Consider the following 23,722-nt stretch of genomic DNA (forward strand, 5'->3'; position numbering starts at 1 on the left):
CTCAGGCCGCCCGCTCTACCTCCGCCACGATCCCGTCCACCACATCGGCCAGAAGCACCTCGTCCTCGCACTCCGCCATGACGCGGATCAGCGGTTCGGTGCCCGATTTCCGGATCAGCAGCCGGCCCGTCCCCTGAAGCCGTCCCTCAGCGGCGGCAATCGCCGATTGCACCCCGGCCGAAGCCAGCGGATCGGATCCGGCGGCAAAGCGCACGTTCTTCAGAAGCTGTGGCACCGGCGTGAACTGCCGGGCCAGCGCCGAGGCGGGCTTGCCGGTCTGCACCATCTCGCGCAGGAACTGCAGCCCTGCGATCAGCCCGTCGCCGGTTGTGGCGTAATCGGTCAGAACGATATGGCCCGACTGCTCGCCGCCCATGTTGAAGCCGCCGTTGCGCATGGCCTCCACGACATAGCGGTCGCCCACTTTCGTCCGGTGCAGCGATACGCCAAGCGCGCCAAGATGCCGTTCAAGCCCAAGGTTCGACATGACCGTGGCCACAAGCGTGCCGCCGGCCAGCCGGTCTTCCCCGGCCCAGCGCCCGGCCAGAAGGGCCATGATCTGGTCGCCATCGGCCTGTGTGCCGGTTTCGTCCAGAACGATCACCCGGTCCGCGTCCCCGTCGAGGCAGATCGCCACATCCGCGCCGTGGCTCACCACGGCCTCTGCCGCGGTGCGGGTATCGGTCGATCCGCAGCCCTGGTTGATGTTCGTCCCGTTCGGCGACACACCGACCGGGAACACCTCCGCCCCAAGCTCCCAAAGCACCTCCGGCGCCGCCCGGTAGCCCGCGCCATTGGCGCAGTCGATCACCACTTTCAGCCCGTCCAGCGACAGATCCGGCGGCAGTGTCGATTTCACCCGCTCGACATAGCGGAACCTGCCATCGTCGATCCGCTTCGCCCGCCCGATATTCGCGGCGCTAGCAAGCGTGATGTCCCCCTCCAGAATGCTCTCGATCTCGGCTTCGGCGCCATCCGACAGCTTGAATCCGTCGGGTCCGAAGAACTTGATCCCGTTGTCATGATGCGGGTTGTGCGAGGCGGAAATCATCACCCCCACATCGGCCCGCATCGATTTCGTCAGCATCCCCACCGCCGGTGTCGGCACCGGGCCGAGCAGCAGCACGTTCATTCCCGTCGAGGTGAACCCCGCCGTCAGCGCGTTCTCGAACATGTATCCCGAAAGCCGCGTGTCCTTCCCGATCACCACCCTGTGCGCGGCCGACGTATCACGCCGGAAATAACGGCCCGCCGCCGCCCCGAGGCGCAGCGCAAGTTCCGCGGTCATAGGATGGGTGTTCGCCGTGCCGCGCACGCCGTCAGTGCCGAATAGTGTCCTCATGGCTCAATCTGCCTCGTGTTCAGTCCCGTTCGGCGCTCCGTTCAGCGCAAGGTGAAGGTTCATGGCCTGCCGTGTCTGTGCCACATCGTGAACCCGGATGATCTGAACCCCCTGCGCGGCGGCATGAAGTGCCACGGCAAGCGATCCGGGCATCCGGTCTTTCGCGGCCTCCGCTCCGCCCAATGTGCCGATGAACCGCTTGCGCGAGGCACCCAGAAGGATCGGACAGCCAAGGTCATGATACACCGCAAGATGGCGAAGTAGAGACACGTTATGTTGCAATGTCTTTCCGAACCCGATGCCGGGGTCGAGGATGATCCGGTCGCGCCCGATCCCCGCGGCCAGCGCCGCCTCGATCCGGGTTTCCAAGTAATCTGCCACCTCCGCCACCACGTCGTCATAGGTGGGATTGGCCTGCATCGTCTTCGGGTCGCCCTGCGCGTGCATCAGGCAGACGGGGACATCGCGCTCGGCCAGAAGCCCGGCCATCGCGGTGTCATAACTCATCGCCGAAACATCGTTCACGATATCCGCCCCGGCGTCGAGCGCCGCCGCCGCCACGGCGGCCTTGCGTGTGTCGATGCTGATCGGTGTTGCGAGCCCTGCCTCCCGGATCGCCGCGATCACCGGCACGGTGCGCGCGATCTCCTCGGTCTCGGGTACGGGATCGGCGCCGGGCCGCGTGCTCTCCCCGCCGATATCGAGGATATCGGCAGCGTACGCCATCTCCCGTGCGCGCGTCACGGCGGCCTCCACGCTCGGCAGGTCGCCGCCGTCGGAAAAGCTGTCGGGGGTGACGTTCAGAATACCCATGATCCGCGGGCGGTCGAGGGCGAGCCCTGCCACCGGGGCCCGCAGCGCCGAAAGCCGGTCGCTTTCCGGTCCCCGAGCCACGGCGCGCACCGCATCCCCGCTCCAGGGCCGCACCGTGTCGAACCAGACATGCGCGCTTCCGGCAAGCGGCAGCGCGTTCAGAGAACGCCGTCCGGATCTGGCAAGTGGTTCGATCCGCGCGCTCATTCGGCGAGCGTCAGCGCCCCGGCGGATACGTCGAGCCTCCGTGCGCCACATCCCTCTGGCGCCGCCGCGCCGACGAAGGCCAGATCCGATGCACCCATCTCCCCGGCCAGCCAGGCCGCAAGCGCCTCGGGCGCGATGCTCTCCGGCGGATCGGCGGCGTCGAGCACCATCTTCGACGGCGCCCAGACGCTGATCCGGCCCTGCTTCGCGGCCCAGTCCAGTTCCGTCCGGCTCTCCACCACCACGCACCGCCGGTCGCGCGCCGCCAGCACCCAGGCGGCCTGCTCGATCGCCAGAAGGTCGATCCGCCGCTGCGGGGCAGGGTGGGCGGCTTCGGGCAGGGGCAGGCCGGTCGCACCGACGCACAGGATCGCGGGCCGCCTGTGCGCCTCGATGTCGTCGAGCCAGGCGCTCAGCCGCGGCGACAGCGCGGCCTCCCGCGACAGGAAGATCACCACGGGATGCGCCATCGTCTCGGCTACCGGCGCAGGCTCCAGGTCCTCTCGCGACCGCACGATCTCTACCCCCAGCGCCCCGGGCCCCAGGTCCAGCTTCTCGATCCGCACGAAGATCCGCCGCGCCTGCGGTTCCGCCAGAACCCGGGCCGCAACCCGCTCCGCCAGCGTCTCCAGAAGGTTCAAGCGGTCGCCCGAAAGTTCTGCCGCGATCGCCTCGGTGATCCGGTCGTAGCTCAGGATCCGGTCGACATCGTCGGCAAGATCGCCCTCCTGCGCCACCTCGACCACCACGTTGAAACAGATGCGCTGGGTGCGCCCGCGTTCCTGCTGAAACGCCCCGATCTCCACTTCCACGATATGATCGCGCAGCGATATCCTGTCGGCGATCGGCTCCGTCTCCGTGGCCCGGGCGCGCGCCTCCGGATGGGCAAAGGCTAGGGCAAGATCACTGGTCATCGCGGGGATCCTATCAGTTTGGCCGCCAGAGCCTCACAGCAAAAGCGGCCCGGGGCGTGCCTCGGACCGTCACCTTGCACGCAGCATACGACGTCAGTTTGACGCGTAGCGTTCGGATTGGCGATAGAAGTGATGCTGACCGATCGTGGCGGTGCGGGCATAGACCCGGCTCCACCGCGGCGCCACGGCCTTCGTGTGGTAATGCGTGGCTCCGTCGGTCAGGTTCGCCGGCACCGTACCGTCAAGCATCAGCCGCGCGATCTTGGCCACCTTTTCGAAGGCTGCGGGCTCGTTGATCACTTCCTTGTGCCCGTCGCAGGTGTAGGTGAACTGGCACTGGTATTTCCTGCCCGTGCCCTGCTTCACCACCCCACAGACAGTGTCGGGAAAGCGCTCTGCCTTCACCCGGTTCAGTATCACCTCGGCAACCGCGAAGATGCCCTTGATCGGCTCGCCCCGCGCTTCGAAATACAGGGCTTCCGACAGGCACGCCCAGGCTTCACCGCCCTTCGCCTTCGGCAATTCGTTCAGGAAGGACCGGTCATAGCTGACGGCCACGGCCTCCTGCTTGGGTTCGTCTGACAGCTTCGACACCTTCGCCCGCGAGATCGCGGAAAAGGCCGCATGCTCGTTGCCGAGCACGCTGGTCACGCTGTCGCTTAGGAGTGCCTGAGGATTGTTGGACTGACTGATCACAACATCCGACGCACAGGCTGCGGTTGTCCCGAACGCCAAAACACAGACAGCCCACAATGTGGGTCGCAAAGTCATGGTGCCCCCTTCGAGCATTATTCTCGCCAGCGGACCCCCGTCCACTGTGTCGCCCGGGCCTTAAAAGATCGAATCCGGAAGGTCCACCCGACCCCCCCGCGCACATGGCCGCATCGGCGGAAGTTCACCGATCCTGTGGAAAACTATAATTAGTCTTGAAACTCAGGCTGGATTGTTTCTGGCGTTGCGATCCTCGATCGCAAGCCGCCCGGCGGCCAGCCTCGCAACCGGCACCCGGAACGGCGAACAGGACACGTAGGTGAAGCCAACGGCCCGGCAGAAGGCGATACTGTCGGGATCGCCGGCATGCTCGCCGCAGATCGACAGAACGATGTCGGGGCGCCCGTGCCGGCCCCGTTCGGCCCCGATCGTCAGAAGCTCTCCCACCCCATCGATATCCAGCCTGTGGAACGGATCTTCGGCGAAAACCCCCTGCTGCACATAGGATCCCATGAACCGCCCGGCATCGTCCCGCGACAGGCCATAGGCCATCTGGGTAAGGTCGTTCGTTCCGAAGCTCAGGAAGGCCGCGTTCTGAGCGATCTCGTCGGCGCGAAGTGCAGCGCGCGGCGTCTCCACCATCACGCCCAGGCTATAGGTGAAATCCGTCCCGGTCTCCACGCGAACGGCTGCTGCCACGGCATCGACCCTGGCCTTCACAAGCTCCACCTCCCGCTTCGCAGAAACAAGCGGGATCATGATCTCCGGCACCACCGGCGCGCCATCCTGGCTGCTTTCCACGGTCGCTTCGAAAATCGCCCGCGCCTGCATGTCATAGATTTCCGGGATCGCGATCCCGAGCCGCACCCCCCGCATGCCCAGCATCGGGTTGAACTCGCTCAACGCCTCGATCCGCCGGGTCACGTCGTGGATCGGCAGGTTCAGTGCCGCGGCCAGATCGCGGATGCCCTCGCGGCCCGAAGGCAGGAATTCGTGCAACGGTGGGTCGAGCAGGCGGATACAGACGGGCTGCCCTCTCATTATCTCGAAAAGCGCAATGAAATCAGCACGCTGCATCGGAAGAAGCCGCTCGAGAACCGCCGCCCGTTCGCCCGCGCTGTCGGCAAAGATCATCTCCCGCATGACGGTCAGGCGCTGTTCGTCGAAGAACATGTGCTCGGTCCGGCAAAGTCCGATTCCCTCGGCGGCGAAGGCTCGTGCGGTCCGCGCCTCCGCGGGCGTGTCGGCATTGGCCCGAACCCCGATATCGCGCGCGGCATCCGCCCAGCCCAGAAGCGTCTGGAACGCCCCGTCGATCGCCGGTTCCAGAAGCGGCGCCTCGCCCGAAAGCGCTTCGCCGCGGGTGCCGTCCAGCGTAATGATATCGCCTTCGCGGAAGATCCGGCCGTCCATTGCCGTCAGCGTCTTGTCACGGCGGTTGAGCCGCATCGTCGACGCGCCCACGACGCAGGGAAGCCCCAGCCCGCGCGCAATCACGGCGGCATGGCTCGTCATGCCGCCACGCTCGGTCAGCACACCGATCGCGGCATGCATGCCACGGATATCTTCGGGCGAGGTTTCCCGCCGGACGAGGATGCAGGGCTCCTCTCGCGCCGCACTCTGCTGAGCCGCGCGCGACGAAAACACGATCCGCCCTGTCGCCGCCCCGGGGCTCGCCGCGATCCCGTTCGCGACCACGTCACGCCGATGCCGCGGGTCGACCTGCTGGTGCAGAAGTTCCGGCAGGGCGCGCGGCTCAACCCTCAGAACCGCCTCGTCCTGAGAGATGATCCCGTCCTCGGCCAGCGCCACCGCGATCGCGACATTGGCCCGCGCCAGGCGCGGCAGGCGCACGGCATCGAGGATCGACAATGCCCCGGCCTGGATCGTGAACTCGACCTGCATTTCCTCGCGAAGCCGCGAGCGGCACATCTTCCCGTGCTCGATCAGCGCGGCGAAGATATCCGGGCACAAATCTTCCAGCGACGGCCCCCGCGGGTCCCGTGTCAGGTAAATCGCCCCTGATTCGCCGGTCACCGCGTCGCGCCCCTGGCTCTGGCTCAGGTAGCGCCCGGTGATCTGCGGCTGGCCTGTCGCGGCATCGACGAACTGGATCACGCCAGATCCGCTTTCGCCGGGGCCGACGCCCAACGCCATTTCCTGCACGACAAGGCCCAGCCCGGCATCCGCCGGCGCCCCCTTCGCCTGCCGCAACAGTCGGGCGCTCGTGCCGTCCCAGGCCCGCGCCATCGATCGAAGCACATCGGTCAGCTGGCGCTCCGGTTCCTGCGGGAACGGCTCGTCCATCTCGTATTCATAGGCGTCGAGAAGTTCGCCGATATCCTCGGTGTCGAAGCTGTCGGGGTCGAGATGCGCAACCTCGACGGCATAGGACTGGATGAACCGCCGGTAAAGCGCATCCGCCGCCGGCGCGCCCAGCGTCTTCGAAAGCGCCGCGTGGCGCTCATCCGTCATCCCGATATTCAGGATCGCGCCGGGCCCGCCCCAATCGGGATCCTGGCTCGACGGGCGCACGGACAGAAGCGGATTTTCTCCGAATTGCCCGATCAGTGCGTTGATATCGGGAAGCTGACCAGAGGCGATATCGCGCACCGTGGCAAAGCTCAGCGCCACGGTATCCGGCACGGGCATGCCAAGCCGGATCAGCCGCTGCAGGCACTTCGCGCGGCCGCCATGGGCGTTCACCGCGATCGGCGCCGTCGGCGTGATCTCGGTAAACTTTGCGATATCAATGTGTTGCTGCACTGCGGCACGAATCCTTCACCGGCAGGATACGGTGTCAGCCTAAGTTTACAAGAGACAGGTTGGCGCGGCCCGGACGAGCGCGGCGCAAGGGATGCGCCGCTGCATCAACGGGCCGTTCGGCCCCGGCCGCGGCCTTAGCCCTCGATCTTCCGAAGATCGGCGGTGGACAGACAGATTTCGCGGATACGGTGCAGAAGGTTCAGCCTGTTCCGCCGCAGCACCTGGTTCTCCGAATTCACCTGAACACCTTCGAAAAACCCGTCGATCGCGGGGCGCAGCCCGGCCATCGCGTGCATCGCCGCGGCGAAATCCTCTGTCTCCATTGCCGGCCCGATCGCCGCCTCGGCCGTGTCAAGCGCGGCGAACAGCGCGCGCTCTTCGTCGGTTTCCGCAAGCTTCGCGTCCGGTCCGAAGGAATACTCCACGCCATCGGCCTCTTCGGCCTGGGTCAGGATGTTGTTGGCCCGCCGGAACCCCTGAACAAGGTTCTCGCCATCCTCCGTCCCCACCACCTCCTGAAGCGCCCGGGCGCGCGCCACCAGAAGCGTCAGGTCATCGGATCCTGGCATCGCAAGACAGGCGTCGATCACATCATGCCGCAGCCCCTCGTCGCGCAGATGCACCTTCAGCCTGTCGTGGAAGAAGCTCAGAAGATCGTCGCTCTTGTCCGGAACGGCCTCGGCGATCCGCGTCACGGATGCCGCGCCCTCGTGACGGTCCGCAATCGCGGCCACCACGGTGCGGATCGCCGCGCCGAACACCCCGTGATCGGCCACCTCGTCGGCGAAGTCCTCGAGCGCCTGAAGCTCCGGCCCCGACGCGCCCTGCGTCTCTAGCGCCACCTTGTGCAGCAACAGGCCCCGATCGAAGAACCGGTCAAGCGGCAGCCTCAACTCGTTCGCTAGAACCAGCCGGATCACCCCAAGCGCGGCCCGGCGAAGCGCGAACGGGTCCTTCGACCCCGTTGGCTTCTCGTCGATCGCCCAGAACCCGGTGAGGGTGTCGAGCTTGTCAGCCAGCGCTACGGCAACCGAAACCGGCGCGGCCGGCACATCGTCAGACGGGCCAAGCGGCGAATAATGCGCCTCCGCGGCCTCAGCGATCTCTGCCGAAAGCCCCGCGGCCTCTGCGTAATAGCGCCCCATCGTGCCCTGAAGCTCGGGGAACTCGTACACCATTTCCGAAGCGAGATCGGCCTTCGCCACCCGTGCCGCATCCCGCGCGGTCGCGGGCGCCGCGTCCACCATCGGGGCAAGTTCACCGGCCAGCAGCGCGATCCGCCCGATACGGTCGGCCACCGTGCCAAGCCGCGCGTGGAACGTCACGTTCTCCAGCGCCGTCAGCCAGTCGCCCATCCCCCCGCGCGCCACGCGCAGGTCGTTCTCCCAGAAGAATTTCGCATCCGACAGGCGCGCGGCCAGAACCTTCTGGTTGCCCGCAAGGATTGTTGCGCCCCCGTCCGCGGCGGCCACGTTCGCAACGGTCACAAACTTCTCGATCCGCCCCGTCTTGGCGTTCCGCACCGAAAAGAATTTCTGATGCTCCTTCATCGAGGTTTGCAGCACCTCGGGCGGTAGCTCGAGAAACTCTTCCCCGATCTCGCCCATCAGCACCGCGGGCCATTCGACGAGGTTCGCAACCTCTGCCAGAAGCCCCTTGTCCTCGACAAGCTCCAATCCCTGCGCGAAAGCCGCGCTCTCCGCGTCTGCCCAGATATGTTCGGCCCGCTCCGTCGGGTTCAGAACAACATGGCCCTTGCGCAGCTTCGCCACGTAATCGTCGAATGAACTCACGGCGAACGGTGCGGGCGCCGTCTGCCGGTGTCCCACGGTCGTGTCGCCCGCCTGAAGCCCTGCGATCTCGAACGGCACGACCTCCGCACCCGCCTCGCTCGTCAGGATCACGAGGATCGACCGCAACGGCCGCACCCACCGCAGATCCCCCGATCCCCAGCGCATCGATTTCGGCCAGGGAAAATTCCGGATCGTCGTGTCGAGCGCGTCCGCCACGATCTCCGCCGCCGGTCGCCCAGGCCGCTCAATCACCGCGAAATAAACCTCGCCCTTCTTGTCGTCCCGGATCTCGAGCGCCGCGCGCTCGAGCCCCGTCGACCGCAGAAACCCCTCAATCGCTTTCTCCGGCGCATCCGTCCGCGGCCCCTTACGCTCCTCGCGCACCGCCGCGCTTTCGGGGCTCAGGCCCTCCACCGCCAGCGTCAGCCGCCGCGGCGTCGAAAATGCCGCCGCCCCGCCATAGGTCAGCCCGGCCTCCACCAGCGCGTCGGTCATCAACCGCTTCAGATCCTCGGCCGCGCGGGCCTGCATCCGGGCAGGGATTTCTTCAGAGCGGAGTTCGATCAGAAGGTCAGGCATCGGGCCACGGGTCCTTGCGGGGTCAGGTCGGCTGTTAAAGGGTTCGGGGGCGGATCACAATGCAGGGGGAAGGGGGCAACCCAGGGGCGGGGCGTTCCCGTCGAACACCTCCGCGCCGCAGCGGTTGATCTGGTCCCACGCCACGGCGCGCCCGTCTGGATAAAGCGCGATGATCCGGTCGATCCCGTAGGGCGTGTTCTCCGATGCGAGAAGCGCGGTCGCAGCCCCGCTCTCCAGATCCGCCCCGATCCCGGCGGCATCGAAACAGTCGAACCACCCCGGCGCGTTCAGGGGCACCGCATCTTCGGCCAGTCGCGCATCTGCCAGAAGCGCTCCGGGCGCCTCCACCGTGAAACAGGCACGAAACCGGATCGGCGAACTGTCCGAATTGATGCCCCGGAAGTCCGCGACGTCCAGCGCCCGCGGCCCCTCCGCCGTCACGATCGACATCCCGGCCTCCTCCGCCGTCACGTCCCGGTAGAAGGCATAGACCTGAAGCCAGTACATCAGCGCCCCGAGGCCAAGCGCCGACCCCACGATGATGATCCCAAGCGTTCGCCCGTTCATGGTTCCGCCCGCCCCGGCCCTCAGGCCGCGGCGTCGCTCCCGCCGGCCACGAAGGCATCGGCACAGCGCTTCGCCAGCGCCCGCACCCGCCCGATATACGCCTGCCGCTCGGTGACCGAGATCACCCCCCGCGCATCCAGCAGGTTGAAAACATGGCTCGCCTTGATGCACTGGTCATAGGCGGGATGCGCCATGATGATCCGCCGCCCCGTCTTCGGATCGGCCTCCGGCGCGTCGAGGATCCGCGCGCATTCGGTCTCCGCATCCTCGAAATGGCGCAACAGCGTCTCGGTGTCGGCCACGTCGAAGTTCCACCGCGAATATTCGATCTCGGTGCGCCGAAACACGTCGCCATAGGTCAGCGGGATGGGCGCATCCGGATCGTTATAGGCCATGTCCATCACGTGATCGACGCCCAGCACATACATCGCCAGCCGTTCCAGCCCATAGGTCAGCTCTCCGGAAACCGGGCGGCAGTCATGGCCGCCGACCTGCTGGAAATAGGTGTATTGCGACACCTCCATGCCGTCGCACCACACTTCCCAGCCAAGCCCCCAGGCCCCCAGCGTCGGGCTTTCCCAGTCGTCCTCGACAAAGCGGATGTCGTGCAGGTCCATGTCGATCCCGATCGCGGCCAGCGAACCGAGGTAAAGCTCCTGCAGGTCGGGCGGCGAGGGTTTGATGATCACCTGGTACTGGTAGTAATGCTGAAGCCGGTTGGGGTTCTCCCCATACCGCCCGTCCGTCGGCCGGCGCGACGGCTGCACATAGGCCGCGGCCCAGCGCTCGGGGCCCAGCGCCCGCAACGTCGTCGCCGGGTGAAACGTGCCCGCGCCCACCTCCATGTCATAGGGCTGCAGCACGGCGCAGCCATGCCCTGCCCAATAGGTCTGAAGCCGCAGGATGATCTCCTGGAACGAGGTGGGTTTGCCGTCCTTGCCTGTCATCTGCGTGCCCCGGTCAAAATCGCGTTCTCATTAAGCAACAGCCTGACGGGGGTCAATCAACGCGGCGCCGAATGGGCGTGCAACCGCCCCGTGAATTGCTAGGATCACCGTCACAGGTGATGAAACGGTATCCGATGTCCTCCCATGCCCTCTCGCGGGTTTCTGCCGCGCTTGTCCTTCTCTTCTTCGCCGGCCTCGCCACCCCCGTTCTGGCGCAGGGCACGGCCTGGGTGCAGATCGAGGCCCGTCCGAACCAGCCCTCCGCCGAAGATCGGGCCCGCGCCTATGCCGCCGAGATCGCCGATGTGGTGGGCTACCGTCTGCGCTCGGGCTGGTACGCCATCGCGCTCGGCCCCTACACGCCCGAAGCGGCGGCGGCGGAACTGCGCCGCCTCCGGGCGCTCCGCGCGATCCCGGGGGACAGCTTCATTTCCGACGGCCAGACCTACGGCGAACAATTCTGGCCCCCGGGCGGCGCGGCCGCGCTCGCACCCGTCCTGCCGGCCGATCCCGCCGCGCCCGGGGCCACGCCCGATGCGGCGGCCGAGCCCGAACCCGCCGACGAAACGCCCGCCGAGGCGCGCGCGGGCGAACGCCGCCTCACGCGCACGGAACGCGAGGAACTGCAGCGCGCGCTCCAGATCAAGGGCTTCTACACCGCGGCCATCGACGGCGCCTTCGGCCCCGGCACCCGCCGCGCCATGGCGAACTGGCAATCGGCCTTCGGGCACGAGCCTACGGGCATCCTCACCACCGCCCAGCGCCGCGAACTGACCGAGGAACTGCGCGCCATGATGGCCAGCCTCGGTTTCGTCCGGGTGGAAGACAGCGCGGCCGGCATCTCCGTCGATCTGCCCCTCGCCATGGTCGAGTTCGACGGCTACGAGGCCCCCTTCGCGAAATACGCCGGCACCGAGGGCGCGCAGATCCTGCTCATCAGCCAGTCGGGCGACCAGGCCACGCTCGCGGGGCTGTTCGAGATCCTCCAGACGCTCGAAATTATGCCGCTCGACGGGCCCCGCGATCTGCGCCGCAACGGGTTCACCATCGAAGGCGTGAACCGCGACATCTCGAGCTTCGCCTTCGCCACCCTCGCCGACGGGGCGGTCAAGGGCATGATCATCGTCTGGCCCCGGGGCGATAACCTGCGCCGCTCCATCGCGATAAACCGGATGCGCGAAAGCTTCGACACGATCGAAGGCCAGGTCCTGCCCGATACCGCCCGCGGCGAGGCGATCGAACGCCCCGATCTTCTCGCCGGCCTCCAGATCCGCCAGCCCGAGGCCTCGCTGAGCGGCTTCTTCGTCACGTCCGACGGTGCGGTGCTGACGGCGGCCTCACCCCTTGAGGCCTGCGCCCGCATCACTCTCGGCGACGATACCGAGGCCGCGATCACGGCCACCGACGCCGCCCTCGATCTGGCGCTCCTCAGGCCCGCCGCGCGCCTCGCGCCGCTCGCCATCGGGCGGCTCAGTGCCGATCTCCCGCGCCTCCAGGCCGAGATCGCCGTGGCGGGCTATTCCTATGGCGGCCTCCTCGGTGCGCCGACGATGAGTTTCGGCACGCTCGAGGATCTGCGCGGTCTCAATGGCGAGGCCACGCTCCAGCGCCTCGCCCTCACGGTCCAGCCGGGCGATGCCGGCGGGCCGGTGCTCGATGCCGATGGCGGCGTGGTCGGCATCCTCCTGCCCCGGCGGGCCGAAAACGGGCGGTCCCTCCCCGACGAGGTGCAATTCGCCACCAAGTCCGACCAGATCGCGAATTTTCTCGACGCGAACGGCATCGCGATCCCGGTGGCCGAGGAGGCCCGCGCGCTCGCGCCCGAGGATCTGGCCCTGATCGGGGCCGACATGACCGTGCTCGTCGAATGCTGGAACTGACCCCCCGGCTTCATGTGGCCTGAAATATCCCGGGGGGCCGACCGCAGGGAGGCGGGGGCAGAGCCCCCTAGCTCGTCCGCCAGAAATTGATAGTCAGGATCGCATAGACCCCCATGATCTCCAGCCGCCCGGTCAGCATCGCGCCGATCAGGATCCATTTCGCCGCGTCATTCAGCCCCGCGAAATTCCCCGCCGGTCCGATCTGGGGGCCAAGCCCCGGGCCCACATTCGCCAGCGCCGTCGCCGCGCCGGACACCGAGGTGATGAAATCGAGCCCCGTGGCCCCCAGCGCCACCGCAAAGATCCCGAGCGAGACGATGAACATCACGAAGAACGCCATCACCGAACTCAGGATGTCGTCGGACACCGTCCGCCCGTCGAACCGCGGCGTGAAGATCCCGTGCGGCGAGTGGATCCGCTGGATCTGCGCCTTGATCGACGAAAACAGGATCTGGTAGCGGAAGATCTTCACCGAACAGCATGTCGAACCGGCGCAGCCGCCCACAAGGCCAATGAAGAAGAACACCGTGACCGCAAGCGGCCCCCAAAGCTGGTAATCGACGCTGGCGAACCCGGTTCCGGTGATGATCGAGGTCAGATTGAAGAGCGCTTCGCGAAAGGTCGATGCAAAGTCCGCCTCGCTGGTCATGAGCCGGTAGATGACGAGAACCGTGACCGAGACAACGACCGTTCCGATCAGCGCCCGAACCTGGGTATCGGACACAAGCGGCCGCGCCGTGCCGGCGACAAGCTGCACGTAGCGCACGAAAGGCAGCGACGCGAGAAACATGAACAGGGTCGCCACGTATTCTGCGATTCCCGCATAGGCCCCCATCGAGGCGTCGCTCGGGGCGAATCCGCCGGTCGACACGGTGGTCATGGCAAGGTTCAGGGCGTCAAAGGCGCTCATCCCCGTTCCCAGGTAGGCCAGCATGCAGGCGACCGTCAGAACGAGGTAGATCGCCGAGATCTGCCCCGCGATCGCGGTCGCGCGCGGCAGGATCTTCCCCATCGTGTCGAAGGCTTCCGAGCGGAACATCTGCATCCCCCCGATCCTGAGTTCGGGCAGAAACACCATGGCCACGACGATGATCCCGATGCCTCCGAACCATTGCAGCATCGACCGCCAGAGCAGAAGACCCGGCGGAAGGCGCTCCAGTCCAACGAAGACGGTCGATCCTGTCGTGGTCATGCCGGACATCGATTCGAAGAACGCATTCACGAATCGCGCCTCGGTCGCGCCAAGCGCGAAGGGGATCGCGCCGAAGACCGGCAGCATCAGCCAGACGCCCGTGGTCAGAAGGAAGGTCTGCTGGATCGACAGGCGCTGGCTCACCCCGTTCGCGCAGGCCAGCGCGATAAGCCCGCCCACCAGGGCGGTGATCAGCGCGGATTCGAGGAAGACCTGCCAGTGATCGTTCCCGGCCAGAAGATCCATGCCCATCGGCACGAGCATCGTCACGCCAAGCGCTGCGACCAGAAGGCCGACGACGTATCCAACGGGGCGCAGATCGATCATGGATGGAGCGTTGCTGTGCCGCCGTCGCCAAGTCAAGGCGACGGCGGCGGTATCACACCGGATAGGGCCCTAATACACAGGCCCCGCTCTGGGGGAAGTTTACCGGTGCGAACTCGTCACACGTCAGCCGACGTGAAACAGTGTTTCGAAGAACCGCGGGTCCAGACTTGCACTTGCAAAGGTCTCGCCCTCGGTCAGCACGCTGACGGCGTCATGACTGTGTAAACTTTCCTGGTGGCTGGCCGCTACCCGAAAATCGCCGATTCGCGGGTCGATCTGCAGAATCTCGGCAAAAAGCCGCGCAGCATCCTCCACAAAAATCGGATTCGCGGCGTTCAGCTCGGCGAAAGCCTGTTCGTCCTCACGCTTCACCATCACCTGGGTTTCCGTCGGCACGGCGCGGCGGCAAAGCTCCACGAGGTCCTCGAACCACAGCACGCCCGCGCTGTCGTCAAGCACCACCGAAACCCGCGCAACCGACCGCTGCGAATGGGGCGTGGCCAGTTGTCCGCGCGTCTGGCGGGCATGTTCGCTCAGTTCCAGCGAGCAGGGGCAGGTCGAGGAATAGACATAGTCGAGATGCAGGATCTTCCGCCGCGCGCCCGCCTGCTCCACCAGTTCCAGCGCGATGTCGTAATACTGCCAGCCCGACAGCCCCGAACGCAGGCTTTCCACCTTCATCGGGAAGGAAATCCGCATCTGGATGCGCGCGTCGAAGCTTTCGAGGTCGCGCTTGTAGTCGTCGAGCGCCGCCTCGATCACGTCGAAGGAAAAGCTGCGTTCGGAATGGCCATAGAACGAGCGCATGATGCGGCTCATGTTGATGCCCTTCTTCTCCGCATCGAGGCTCACCGTGCCCGTGACGGAGGTTTCCAGGGTCAGATCCCCGTTGTCGCGGGTCCTGAAGCGGATCGGCAGCCTGAAATTCGAAATCCCCACATGCTGGATCTCGCGCCGCGCGCCCTTGATCAGGCTTTCGGGGCCGTTCTGAAGATCGGGCAGGTCGGCGCGATAGGCCGCGTCGACGCTGAATGTTTCAGGATAGGCCCGCGCGAGCACCGGGTAATCCGTCCCGCTGTCGCCCGGCAGAACCCGCGCGATCGCGGGGTCAAGCGTGCGGATTTCATCTTCCGTCGCCGCCTCGGCCCATTTTCTCAGCATATCAAGGGCCCGCCGCGCGTCGTCGCGCGTCGGATCACGGTCGATCGAGGGCATATGGATATTCATCGGACAGGAACCTGCGCAGGTTTGGTGAGCCGCACAAATGGGTTTCAACCCCCCTTTGTCCAGCCATCTTCACGCAATTGTACGTATTTGGGAGGGGATCGGATCAGGCTCCGCCCGCTCTCGAACGCCGGATTCGGCCTATGCCTGTTCGAGTTCTTCGAGCCGTGCCTCGAAATACTTGATCGTCCGTTCAAGCCCCTCGCGCAAGGGCACCTCGGGCGCCCATCCAAGCGTTTTCTCCGCCAGCGAGATGTCGGGCCGCCGCTGTTTCGGGTCGTCCTGCGGCAAGGGCCGGGTCACGATCTCCGACCGCGCGCCGGTCATCTCGACAACCGTTTCGGCCAGTTCCCGGATCGTGAACTCGCCGGGATTGCCGAGGTTCATGGGCCCGGTCACGCTCGCATCGGTGTCCATCAGCCGCAGAAACCCCTCGATCAGGTCGTCGACATAGCAGAACGCCCGCGTCTGACTCCCGTCGCCATAGATCGTGATCGGTTCGCCGCGCAGCGCCTGCACGATGAAGTTCGACACCACCCGCCCGTCCGCATGGTGCATCCGGGGGCCGTAGGTGTTGAAGATCCGTGCCACCTTGATCTCAAGCCCGCTCTGCCGGTGATAGTCGAAGAACAGCGTCTCGGCACAGCGCTTGCCCTCGTCATAGCAGGACCGCGCGCCGATCGGGTTCACGTTCCCCCAGTACGCCTCGGTCTGGGGGTGCACATTCGGGTCGCCGTAAACCTCGCTGGTCGAGGCCTGAAAGATCCTGCATTTCAGCCGCTTCGCCAGCCCCAGCATGTTGATCGCGCCATGGACGGAGGTCTTCGTCGTCTGGATCGGATCGTGCTGGTAGTGGATCGGCGAGGCCGGGCAGGCGAGGTTGTAGATCTCGTCGACCTCCACATAAAGCGGGAAGGTCACGTCATGGCGCAGGAACTCGAACCGGGGCTCTCCGTGCAGGTGATCGAGATTGCGCTTCGTGCCGGTGAAAAGGTTGTCGGCGCAGATCACCTCGTGCCCCTGGGCCAGAAGCCGGTCGATCAGGTGCGAGCCGAGGAACCCCGCGCCCCCGGTGACAAGAATGCGTTTCCGGCTGTCGTAAAGATGCGCCACCGCGTCACTCCGTTCCCGATATGCGTCCCGCACGTCTTGAAGCACGGTTTCGCCTCGATGTGCAGCAAAACCGGGCGCAGGGGTGGGCCGGCGTCTCCCGCGTTGCAACAATTCCCCGACCGGCGCGTCTCTGTTCCGGAGAAAACGGGGGCGCTGCCCCCGCCCCTTCGGGGCTCCCACGGGATATTTCCGGCCACATGAAGCAGGCTCAGCGCAGCGATCTGCCCTTGATGATCGCATCCGGCCCGAACCGGTCGCGGATCGCATCGGCGGCACGCTCCGCCCCCGCCCGCGATGCGGCGCCGGGATCGAGAAGGTCGCCCGAGGCATCGGCATTCCCCGACGGCCCGATCTCCGACACCCCCACCCCGATCAGTCGGAACGGCGCGCGGTCGGCGACCGTGTCGAACAGCCCCCGCGCGGTGCGGTAGATCCGGTCGGCGATCTGCGTCGGATCGCGCAGGCTCAGCCGGCGCGTCAGGATCGTGAAATCCGACCGCTTCACCTTCAGCGTCACCACGCGCCCGGCCTGATCGCGTGCCTTCAGCCGGTCAGACACCTTTTCCGACAGCCGCCAGATATGCCCGTCGAGGATATCGGCATCGCCCGTATCCTCGTGAAACGTCGTCTCGTTCGACACCGATTTCACCGGCGCGTTCCGCTCCACCCGCCGGTAATCCTCGCCCCGGGCCAGGTGCCACAACCGGTCGCCGGAGGCGCCGAAGCGCGCGTGCAGATCCGCCTTCTCCCAGCGCAGCAGATCCCCGAAGGTGCGGATGCCGGCCTTTTCCAGCGCCCCTTCCGCCACCGCGCCCACGCCCCAGATCATCCGCACCGGCCGGTCGCGCAGAAACGCCATCGTTTCCGCCTTGCCGATCACCGAGAACCCGCGGGGCTTGTCGAGATCCGAGGCCACCTTGGCGAGGAACTTGTTGTGGCTGAGCCCGATCGACCCGGTGATCCCCAGCTCCTCCTCCATCCGCTTGGTCAGCCGCGCCAGCATCACCGCAGGCGGCGCGTGATGCAGACGTTCGGTGCCCGTCAGATCCATGAACGCCTCGTCCAGCGACAGGGGCTCCACCACCGGCGTCAGCTCTTCCATCATCGCCCGGATCTGTTTCGAAACGCCCACATAGACATCCATCCGCCCGCGCACGACCGTGGCTTCCGGGCACAGCTCCAGCGCCTTGAACATCGGCATGGCCGAACGCACGCCCTTGATCCGCGCGATGTAGCAGGCCGTCGTGACAACCCCGCGCCGCCCGCCGCCCACGATCACCGGCTTGTCCCGCAAGGAAGGATCGTCGCGTTTTTCCACCGAGGCATAGAAGGCATCGCAATCCATATGCGCGATCGACAGATCGAAGAGTTCATGATGCGCGATCACCCGGGGGCTGCGGCAGGCCGGGCAGCGCGGGCCACTGTCGAAGGCGTGAAGGCAGGAACGGCAAAGGGCAGGCATGGCCGGACAGTATCACCAGAGCGGCGCCGGAATACACCATTTGCTTAAGGGTTTTTCGGGCAACAGGGGGGAGTTTACGCGCGCGGTTCCCCTTGTGTCCGAACGCGCCGGAACTCAGATTTCTTCCCGTGTGGGGCATAAGGTCGGGAGCCTTCGATGGACCTGAACGATATTCTGAACGTGATCGGCGGCGGCGGGCTCGTGACCCTGCTCGTTGCCGGCTTCATCATCCTCTGCATCTTCAAGGGCGTGCGGATCGTCTCGCAGTCCGAAAAGCATGTGGTGGAACGCTTCGGGCGGCTCCGGGCCGTTCTCGGGCCGGGCATCAACTTCATCGTGCCCTTCCTCGATCGCGTGGCGCACGAGATCTCGATCCTCGAGCGGCAGCTGCCGAATGCCAGCCAGGATGCGATCACGGCCGACAACGTGCTGGTGCAGGTCGAAACCAGCGTCTTCTACCGCATCATCGAGCCTGAAAAGACGGTCTACCGGATCCGCGACGTCGATGCCGCAATCGCCACGACCGTGGCGGGGATCGTGCGGGCCGAGATCGGCAAGATGGAACTCGACGATGTGCAGGCCAACCGGTCCGCGCTGATCTCGACGATCAAGGCCAGCGTAGAGGATGCCGTGGACAACTGGGGGATCGAGGTGACGCGCGCCGAAATCCTCGACGTGAACCTCGATCAGGCCACGCGCGACGCGATGCTCCAGCAGCTGAATGCCGAGCGCGAGCGCCGTGCCGCGGTTACCCGCGCCGAAGGCCAGCGGCGGGCGGTCGAACTCGCGGCCGACGCCGATCTCTATGCGGCCGAACAGACCGCGAAAGCCCGCCGCGTGCAGGCCGATGCCGAAGCCTACGCCACCGGCGTCGTCGCCGCGGCGATCCAGGCCAACGGGCTTGAGGCCGCGCAGTACCAGGTTGCCCTGAAACAGGTGGAAGCGTTCAGCCAGCTTGGCCAGGGCCAGGGCCAGCAGACGATCGTCGTGCCCGCCCAGGCGCTCGAGGCGTTCTCGGATGCCTTCAAGATGCTCAGGGGGCGGGGATGATGTGGTCCGTTTGGTGGGTCTGGCTTGCGGGCGCGTTGATCCTTGGCGTGCTCGAGGTCTTCGTCTCCGGCTACATCCTTCTGGGCTTCGCCATCGGCGCGGCGATCACCGGGATCCTCCTTGGCATCGGCGGCCCGCTGGCCACGCTGATGGCGGGGTCGCTTCCGGCCACCATGCTCATCTTCGCTGTCCTGTCGCTGATCGCCTGGGCGCTTCTGCGCAAGGTGGTGGGCGTCCGCGACGGTCAGGTGAAGGTGTGGGACCGGGACATCAACGAGGATTGAGCGACAGCCGCTTCTCGAAGAAAAGATCGGGGTAGGGGTCGTCGTTGAAGCGCGCGATTTCCTGCCAGCCGCCCTCGCGGTAAAAGCGCTCTGCCTCTGGCAGGGCGCTGTTCGTATCTAGCCTCAGAACCGCTATCCCAAGCTCCGCCGCCACGGCTTCGGCCTGCGTCATCAGGCGCGTCGCGACACCGAGCCTCCGGGCATGGGGCGCGGTCCAGAGCCGCTTGATCTCTCCCTCCCGGCCGCCATGGCCCTTTACGCCGACGCACCCCATGGGCGCGCCGTCCGACCACGCGACGAGGAACACCCCCCTGGGCCGCATCATGTCGATGGCGCCGGGATCGCGGGCAAGGTTCACGTCGTACCCGGTGTTGAAACGCCGCGCGAGTTCCCCGTAATAGGCTTCGAGGCATTGGCGCGCGGGCTCCGACCGGGGATCTTCCTCGGTCAGCGCAATCCGCTCCCGTCCCAGCGCCGAGGCGATCAGATCCATCGCGGCAAGAAGCTCTTCGGGTGCGGGGTGACGATCAAGAAGCGCCCTGGCCCGGGCGTTCGACACCTCCTCGTAGATTTCGAACTCGCGCTGGCCCGCCTCCGTCAGCTTCGCGATCCGGCGTCGTCCGTCATCGGGATGTGGCACCGTTTCAATCAGCCCCTCGTCCTCGAGGCCCCGCAACAGCCGGCTCATGAGGCCCGAATCGAGGTCGAGGTACTCCCGAACCGTCTGCACGTCCTCCATCCCCTGGCCGATGGCGTTCAGCACCCGCGCAGCCCCAAGCGGGCGGCCCCGCCCGAGAAACGAGGTGTCGAGCGCGCCGACTTCCGAGGTCACGGCACGGGCAAAGCGGCGAAAACGGGCAACGGGATCCTGCATCATGTTATCTGACTTAAGTCAGATAAGTGTCGCGGGCAAGGGTCAAACGGCGGTGGCTCAGATCCGATTGGGCGTCCGCGCCTGCGGCGTGTCGAATTCCGAAAGGATGGCCTGCACGGCCGCGCGGGGGTCTTCCGCCCGGTGGATCGGGCGGCCCACCACCACGTGATCGGCGCCTTCGGCAATCGCCTCCGCCGGGGTCATCACCCGCTTCTGATCGCCAAGTGCGGCACCCGCGGGCCGCACCCCGGGCGTTACGATCAGCCGGCCCGCGGCTTCGGGCAGCGACCGGATCATCGCGGCCTCCTGCGGCGAACAGATCACCCCGTGCGCCCCGGCTTCAAAGGCCCGCGCGGCCCGTGCGGCCACGATTTCCGGCAGGCTTCCCGCACGGATCTGCCCGGCATCAAGGTCGTCCCGGTCCATCGAGGTCAGAACGGTCACGGCGAGAATCTTCATCTCCGACGCCCCGGCTCCTTCCCGCGCGGCCCGCACCACATGCGGATCGCCGTGCACGGTCAGGAAATCGAGGTCGTATTGCGCAATGCCCCGCACCGCCGCCTCGATCGTCGCGCCGATATCGAACAGCTTCATGTCAAGGAAGATGCGTTTGCCGTGCTCGGCCTTCAGCTCGTTGGCCAGCGCCAGCCCGCCGCCCGTCAGCATCCCCAGGCCGATCTTGTAGAAACTCACCGCGTCGCCCAACCGCTCGGCCAGTGCGAGGCCCTCAAGCGCGTTCGGAACATCGAGGGCTACGATCAATCTGTCGTCGAACATGGGGGCGCCTCCCGCGGTTTTCCCTCTACTGGGCCGTTCCCCTCCTTGCGTCAAGCCGGAAGGGCCCGTGTCGCCCATTTGGGCAAATCATGGCAGGATGGGTGTGAAAACCGGCCCGACGGGGCCGCCGGATCAGGAAAGCCATGGCCCGGATCGACAGGTTCACCCACCGAAGGCGCGCGCTGGTGTCTCTTCTCTGCCTGCTCGCGGTGCTTCTTTGCCTCGTCCTTATCGCCGCCCTCCTTGGCCCCGGCTTCGACCGCGGGGGCTGGGATCCCGCCATTGCGGCCGTCTTTTCACTCACGCTCCTCGGCGGCATCCTCCTTCTTGCCGCTGTGATCGTCCGAAACCCGGCCGTACTCGAAATCTCCGCCGACGGGCTCCTCTTTCCCGCAACCTACCGCCGCCCGCTTCGCTGGGACGAGATCCACCGCATCCGGCGCGAAACCGGGCCGCGTCACCTTATCTACGGTGCCCGGGACTGGCTCGTGGTCGATCCTCTCCCGGGCGTCCTTGCCCCGCTCAGATGGCCGGTCTGGCGCAAGGCCGAACTCTGGTTGCAAAGCCAACAGGGCATCCGCATTCCGCTCCACGGGCTGGAACAGGAGGCAGGCGAGGTCATACGCTCCATAGAACGCTTCCGCCCGGTCGCGACCGGGACGGAGAGGACATAGAACCCACCGATGACCGGAACCGCGGCATGAGTATCGAGATCTTCCTGATCCTTGTCACCGCGACCGCCGGGATGATCGGCGCTCTCCTCTCCCGCATCCGCTGGAACCGGCTGTTCTGGGCCCTCCTCGTGGCGGTCGTCGCGGTCTGCCTGCTCTCCATCGCCCTGATATGGCGGCCCGTGAACGACGATCCCTATCCGGCGCTCATGATCCTCGTCATCGGCGTCTACGGTGCGGGGGCCGCGGCGCTGGGCATGGCCGCCGGGCGGCTTCTCCACTCGGTGCTGGGCGCGCGCGGCAGAAGGGACTGACCGGCCTCACGCGCCTCTCAGATCCCGCATCAGATCATCGGACGCCGTCTCAAGCTGCGCCTTCACCGAGGTGTATCCGTGTTCGATCGTTTCGGGAAACTTGGCCCAATCCAGCAGCCCCACCCTCGGCAGGTCGGGCTTCAGGCTCAGCCGCGCCCGCGCCGACATCTCCCTCTGCCGCTTGAGCGAACTCAGCACCGTCGAATTCAGCAGCATCGAAAGGATCCCCGGGATCCGGTACTTCCGCCGCCGCCGCGGCCGCGCCCGGTCGACGAGAAGGGTGAACGTGCCGGGCATCTCGGGAAGATCGAGGCTCCGCTTTCGTTCTCCCAGCAGATCCACGGCAATGGTGTGTGCTGCCCCCACTTCCTCCAGCACGTCAACGGGCAGGTTGTTCACCACGCCACCGTCGACATGCAATTCGCCATTGATGATGACGGGCGGAAGCACGCCGGGGATCGCTTAGGTCGCGGTCAGCGCCTTCCAAAGCGGCGCGCGCTGCAAGACGGCCTGATCCTGCGCGGTGTAATTCGCCGAAAGGCAGAAATACGGGGTCCAGGTATCCTCGATATCGATGTCCCGCCCGGTCGCTTCGCGAATCGCCGCGATCGCCAGGTCGCGCGTGCGTTTGCCCTTCACAAGAGACAGGATCGGCAAGAGGTTCCAGTCGCTCGTCGGCCCGCCGCTTTCGACAAAGACCTTGCACGCGGCCGCGTCGAGCGCCGTTCCGCGAAGCCCCATGGCATACCACGCCGCGACGGCGGCCCCGATCGAGGTGCCCCCCACGATGTCGAAATCCACCCCGGCTTCCTGCAGGGCCCGGATCGCGCCCAGATGCGCCGCGCCCCGAGCGCCGCCTCCGGCAAAGACGATGCCCACCCCGCGCCCCGACAGAAGCCGCCCGACGCGGCCCCGGTCCTGCGCATTGCCCCGCCGCATGTGCAGGTGACGGTCAACCTGCCGTCCGGCCAGCCAGGCTTTCGTGCCGGTCGGGCTTTTCGTCGCATCCGGATGCAGGATCAGAAGCGTGTGACGCGGCAGAACCGCGCCTTCCGCACGTTCGATCGCCGTCTCGCCGGGCGCCGCCTCGGGCCCGTCGCCCGCATCGACGATCCGCACCACCTCGTCGGCTTCGCTCACCGCAAGGGCCAGCCACGCCGCATCGTCGAGATCGGCCAGGATGAACACGCGCTGGCCTGCCCGTTCACCTTCGTGAATCTCGCGTCGCGCCGCCTGCGGATCGTCGGTCTTCGACACGATCCGCACCGGCCCCCCGGCCTCCCGGGCAAGCAACTCGGCGGTTTCCGCCAGATCGACCGCCTGGCTCGCGCGCAGAAGGCACAGGGTTTCGGGCACGAACCCCGGATGCCGCGGCCCCGCATCCCGCGCCGCCCGCGAAATCAGCGTCCGCGCGATCGCGATGCTCAATGTTGGATACTTCCCCAGAAGCCCGTGCAGCGCCTTCGCGCTCAGCCGCGCCACCGTCGAGGTCCGCGTCGCCCGCACCGTTGCGCCGCGCGGGGCCTCCATGATCACGCCGGTTTCCCCGATCGTCTCGCCCCGCCGGATCTCGCCGAGAAACACCTCTCCTTCGGCCGTCGCGGTGCTCGCGCAGAGCCGCCCCTGCAACAACACGTAAAGCGCGTCCGAAGGCTCTCCCTGCGTCATCAGCGTCTCGCCGACGGCCACGTCCTTGATCACGATATCGCGCCGAAGATCCTCCAGGATATCCGCATCATCCGGGGAAATTCCGAACACATCGCCGAGGGACCGGGCGAGAACTATGTCGTCTTTGACCATCGAAACCTGGCGAGGGACTGGGAACTGAACGGTTAATTGATCAATAGGGCCCCCAAAAGCGCCCGAATTCAACAAAAAACGCCAACTCGCGGGATCTTGAACCCTCCGCTTCGCC

General features: G+C 66.4%; 21 protein-coding genes. 5 read left to right on the plus strand and 16 right to left on the minus strand.

Going from position 1 to position 23,722, the window contains the following annotated elements; all coding sequences use genetic code 11:
* Position 1: 1 nt before the first annotated feature.
* The 8 genes from glmM to RXV90_RS10730 all read right to left on the minus strand — a co-directional run bounded on the left by glmM (position 2) and on the right by RXV90_RS10730 (position 10,639).
* Positions 2 to 1,342, minus strand: a complete 1,341-nt coding sequence (gene glmM / locus RXV90_RS10695) for a phosphoglucosamine mutase (RefSeq protein ID WP_316648643.1) — start codon at positions 1,340 to 1,342, stop codon at positions 2 to 4.
* Between the two features lie 3 nt (positions 1,343 to 1,345).
* Positions 1,346 to 2,362 carry a dihydropteroate synthase gene (folP, locus tag RXV90_RS10700; protein WP_316648645.1) on the minus strand — a complete coding sequence of 339 codons (1,017 nt, stop codon included), beginning with the start codon at positions 2,360 to 2,362 and terminating at the stop codon, positions 1,346 to 1,348.
* Positions 2,359 to 3,276 (minus strand): dihydroneopterin aldolase, encoded by a 918-nt coding sequence (locus tag RXV90_RS10705; RefSeq protein ID WP_316648646.1) that lies wholly within the window; start codon positions 3,274 to 3,276, stop codon positions 2,359 to 2,361. The genes folP and RXV90_RS10705 overlap by 4 nt, the downstream gene beginning before the upstream one ends.
* 93 nt (positions 3,277 to 3,369) lie before the next feature.
* On the minus strand, positions 3,370 to 3,927 hold the full coding sequence (locus tag RXV90_RS10710; RefSeq protein ID WP_316648647.1) for a cell wall hydrolase: 558 nt from the start codon (positions 3,925 to 3,927) through the stop codon (positions 3,370 to 3,372).
* A gap of 282 nt (positions 3,928 to 4,209) precedes the next feature.
* On the minus strand, positions 4,210 to 6,753 hold the full coding sequence (locus tag RXV90_RS10715; RefSeq protein WP_316648648.1) for a putative PEP-binding protein: 2,544 nt from the start codon (positions 6,751 to 6,753) through the stop codon (positions 4,210 to 4,212).
* Between the two features lie 134 nt (positions 6,754 to 6,887).
* Positions 6,888 to 9,125, minus strand: a complete 2,238-nt coding sequence (gene glyS / locus RXV90_RS10720; RefSeq protein WP_316648649.1) for a glycine--tRNA ligase subunit beta — start codon at positions 9,123 to 9,125, stop codon at positions 6,888 to 6,890.
* A gap of 54 nt (positions 9,126 to 9,179) precedes the next feature.
* The gene (locus RXV90_RS10725) at positions 9,180 to 9,692 is read right to left on the minus strand and encodes a DUF6446 family protein (RefSeq protein WP_316648650.1); all 513 of its coding nucleotides are present in this window, start codon (positions 9,690 to 9,692) and stop codon (positions 9,180 to 9,182) included.
* A gap of 20 nt (positions 9,693 to 9,712) precedes the next feature.
* Entirely contained in the window at positions 9,713 to 10,639 is a 927-nt protein-coding gene (locus RXV90_RS10730; RefSeq protein WP_316648651.1) for a glycine--tRNA ligase subunit alpha, read from the minus strand.
* A 119-nt stretch (positions 10,640 to 10,758) separates the two neighbouring features.
* Between RXV90_RS10730 and RXV90_RS10735 the strand changes: the two genes are divergently transcribed.
* On the plus strand, positions 10,759 to 12,519 hold the full coding sequence (locus tag RXV90_RS10735) for a trypsin-like peptidase domain-containing protein (RefSeq protein ID WP_316648652.1): 1,761 nt from the start codon (positions 10,759 to 10,761) through the stop codon (positions 12,517 to 12,519).
* A gap of 67 nt (positions 12,520 to 12,586) precedes the next feature.
* On the opposite strand, the gene RXV90_RS10740 is transcribed toward RXV90_RS10735, so the two are convergent.
* The 4 genes from RXV90_RS10740 to RXV90_RS10755 all read right to left on the minus strand — a co-directional run bounded on the left by RXV90_RS10740 (position 12,587) and on the right by RXV90_RS10755 (position 17,837).
* On the minus strand, positions 12,587 to 14,038 hold the full coding sequence (locus RXV90_RS10740) for a TrkH family potassium uptake protein (protein WP_316648653.1): 1,452 nt from the start codon (positions 14,036 to 14,038) through the stop codon (positions 12,587 to 12,589).
* 123 nt (positions 14,039 to 14,161) lie between these two features.
* Positions 14,162 to 15,265, minus strand: coding sequence for a GTP cyclohydrolase FolE2 (folE2, locus tag RXV90_RS10745; protein ID WP_316648654.1), 1,104 nt, complete (start codon positions 15,263 to 15,265; stop codon positions 14,162 to 14,164).
* A gap of 138 nt (positions 15,266 to 15,403) precedes the next feature.
* Complete coding sequence (locus tag RXV90_RS10750; protein ID WP_316648688.1) at positions 15,404 to 16,375, minus strand: UDP-glucuronic acid decarboxylase family protein; 972 nt, start codon at positions 16,373 to 16,375, stop codon at positions 15,404 to 15,406.
* Between the two features lie 208 nt (positions 16,376 to 16,583).
* The gene (locus RXV90_RS10755; protein WP_316648655.1) at positions 16,584 to 17,837 is read right to left on the minus strand and encodes a DNA polymerase IV; all 1,254 of its coding nucleotides are present in this window, start codon (positions 17,835 to 17,837) and stop codon (positions 16,584 to 16,586) included.
* 156 nt (positions 17,838 to 17,993) lie between these two features.
* Between RXV90_RS10755 and RXV90_RS10760 the strand changes: the two genes are divergently transcribed.
* Both RXV90_RS10760 and RXV90_RS10765 read left to right on the plus strand, forming a co-directional pair.
* Positions 17,994 to 18,887 carry an SPFH domain-containing protein gene (locus tag RXV90_RS10760; RefSeq protein WP_316648657.1) on the plus strand — a complete coding sequence of 298 codons (894 nt, stop codon included), beginning with the start codon at positions 17,994 to 17,996 and terminating at the stop codon, positions 18,885 to 18,887.
* On the plus strand, positions 18,884 to 19,171 hold the full coding sequence (locus RXV90_RS10765) for an NfeD family protein (protein WP_316648658.1): 288 nt from the start codon (positions 18,884 to 18,886) through the stop codon (positions 19,169 to 19,171). The genes RXV90_RS10760 and RXV90_RS10765 overlap by 4 nt, the downstream gene beginning before the upstream one ends.
* Here the strand turns inward: RXV90_RS10765 and RXV90_RS10770 are convergent.
* Together RXV90_RS10770 and pyrF are read right to left on the minus strand one after the other, a co-directional pair.
* On the minus strand, positions 19,158 to 20,048 hold the full coding sequence (locus tag RXV90_RS10770) for a bifunctional helix-turn-helix transcriptional regulator/GNAT family N-acetyltransferase (protein WP_316648659.1): 891 nt from the start codon (positions 20,046 to 20,048) through the stop codon (positions 19,158 to 19,160). The genes RXV90_RS10765 and RXV90_RS10770 overlap by 14 nt on opposite strands.
* A gap of 54 nt (positions 20,049 to 20,102) precedes the next feature.
* Complete coding sequence (gene pyrF, locus RXV90_RS10775) at positions 20,103 to 20,822, minus strand: orotidine-5'-phosphate decarboxylase (protein ID WP_316648660.1); 720 nt, start codon at positions 20,820 to 20,822, stop codon at positions 20,103 to 20,105.
* 143 nt (positions 20,823 to 20,965) lie between these two features.
* Here pyrF and RXV90_RS10780 point away from each other — a divergent pair, with 143 nt between their 5' ends.
* A complete protein-coding gene (locus RXV90_RS10780) occupies positions 20,966 to 21,496 on the plus strand; it encodes a hypothetical protein (RefSeq protein WP_316648661.1) in 531 nt (176 codons plus the stop codon).
* A 26-nt stretch (positions 21,497 to 21,522) separates the two neighbouring features.
* Positions 21,523 to 21,807 (plus strand): hypothetical protein, encoded by a 285-nt coding sequence (locus tag RXV90_RS10785; protein ID WP_316648662.1) that lies wholly within the window; start codon positions 21,523 to 21,525, stop codon positions 21,805 to 21,807.
* Between the two features lie 6 nt (positions 21,808 to 21,813).
* On the opposite strand, the gene RXV90_RS10790 is transcribed toward RXV90_RS10785, so the two are convergent.
* Together RXV90_RS10790 and RXV90_RS10795 are read right to left on the minus strand one after the other, a co-directional pair.
* On the minus strand, positions 21,814 to 22,257 hold the full coding sequence (locus RXV90_RS10790; RefSeq protein WP_316648663.1) for a patatin-like phospholipase family protein: 444 nt from the start codon (positions 22,255 to 22,257) through the stop codon (positions 21,814 to 21,816).
* A 12-nt stretch (positions 22,258 to 22,269) separates the two neighbouring features.
* The gene (locus tag RXV90_RS10795; RefSeq protein ID WP_316648664.1) at positions 22,270 to 23,607 is read right to left on the minus strand and encodes a cyclic nucleotide-binding and patatin-like phospholipase domain-containing protein; all 1,338 of its coding nucleotides are present in this window, start codon (positions 23,605 to 23,607) and stop codon (positions 22,270 to 22,272) included.
* Between the last annotated feature and the right edge of the window lie 115 nt (positions 23,608 to 23,722).

The sequence above is a fragment of the Ovoidimarina sediminis genome (genome assembly GCF_032586175.1).
Classification (GTDB): domain Bacteria; phylum Pseudomonadota; class Alphaproteobacteria; order Rhodobacterales; family Rhodobacteraceae; genus Ovoidimarina; species Ovoidimarina sediminis.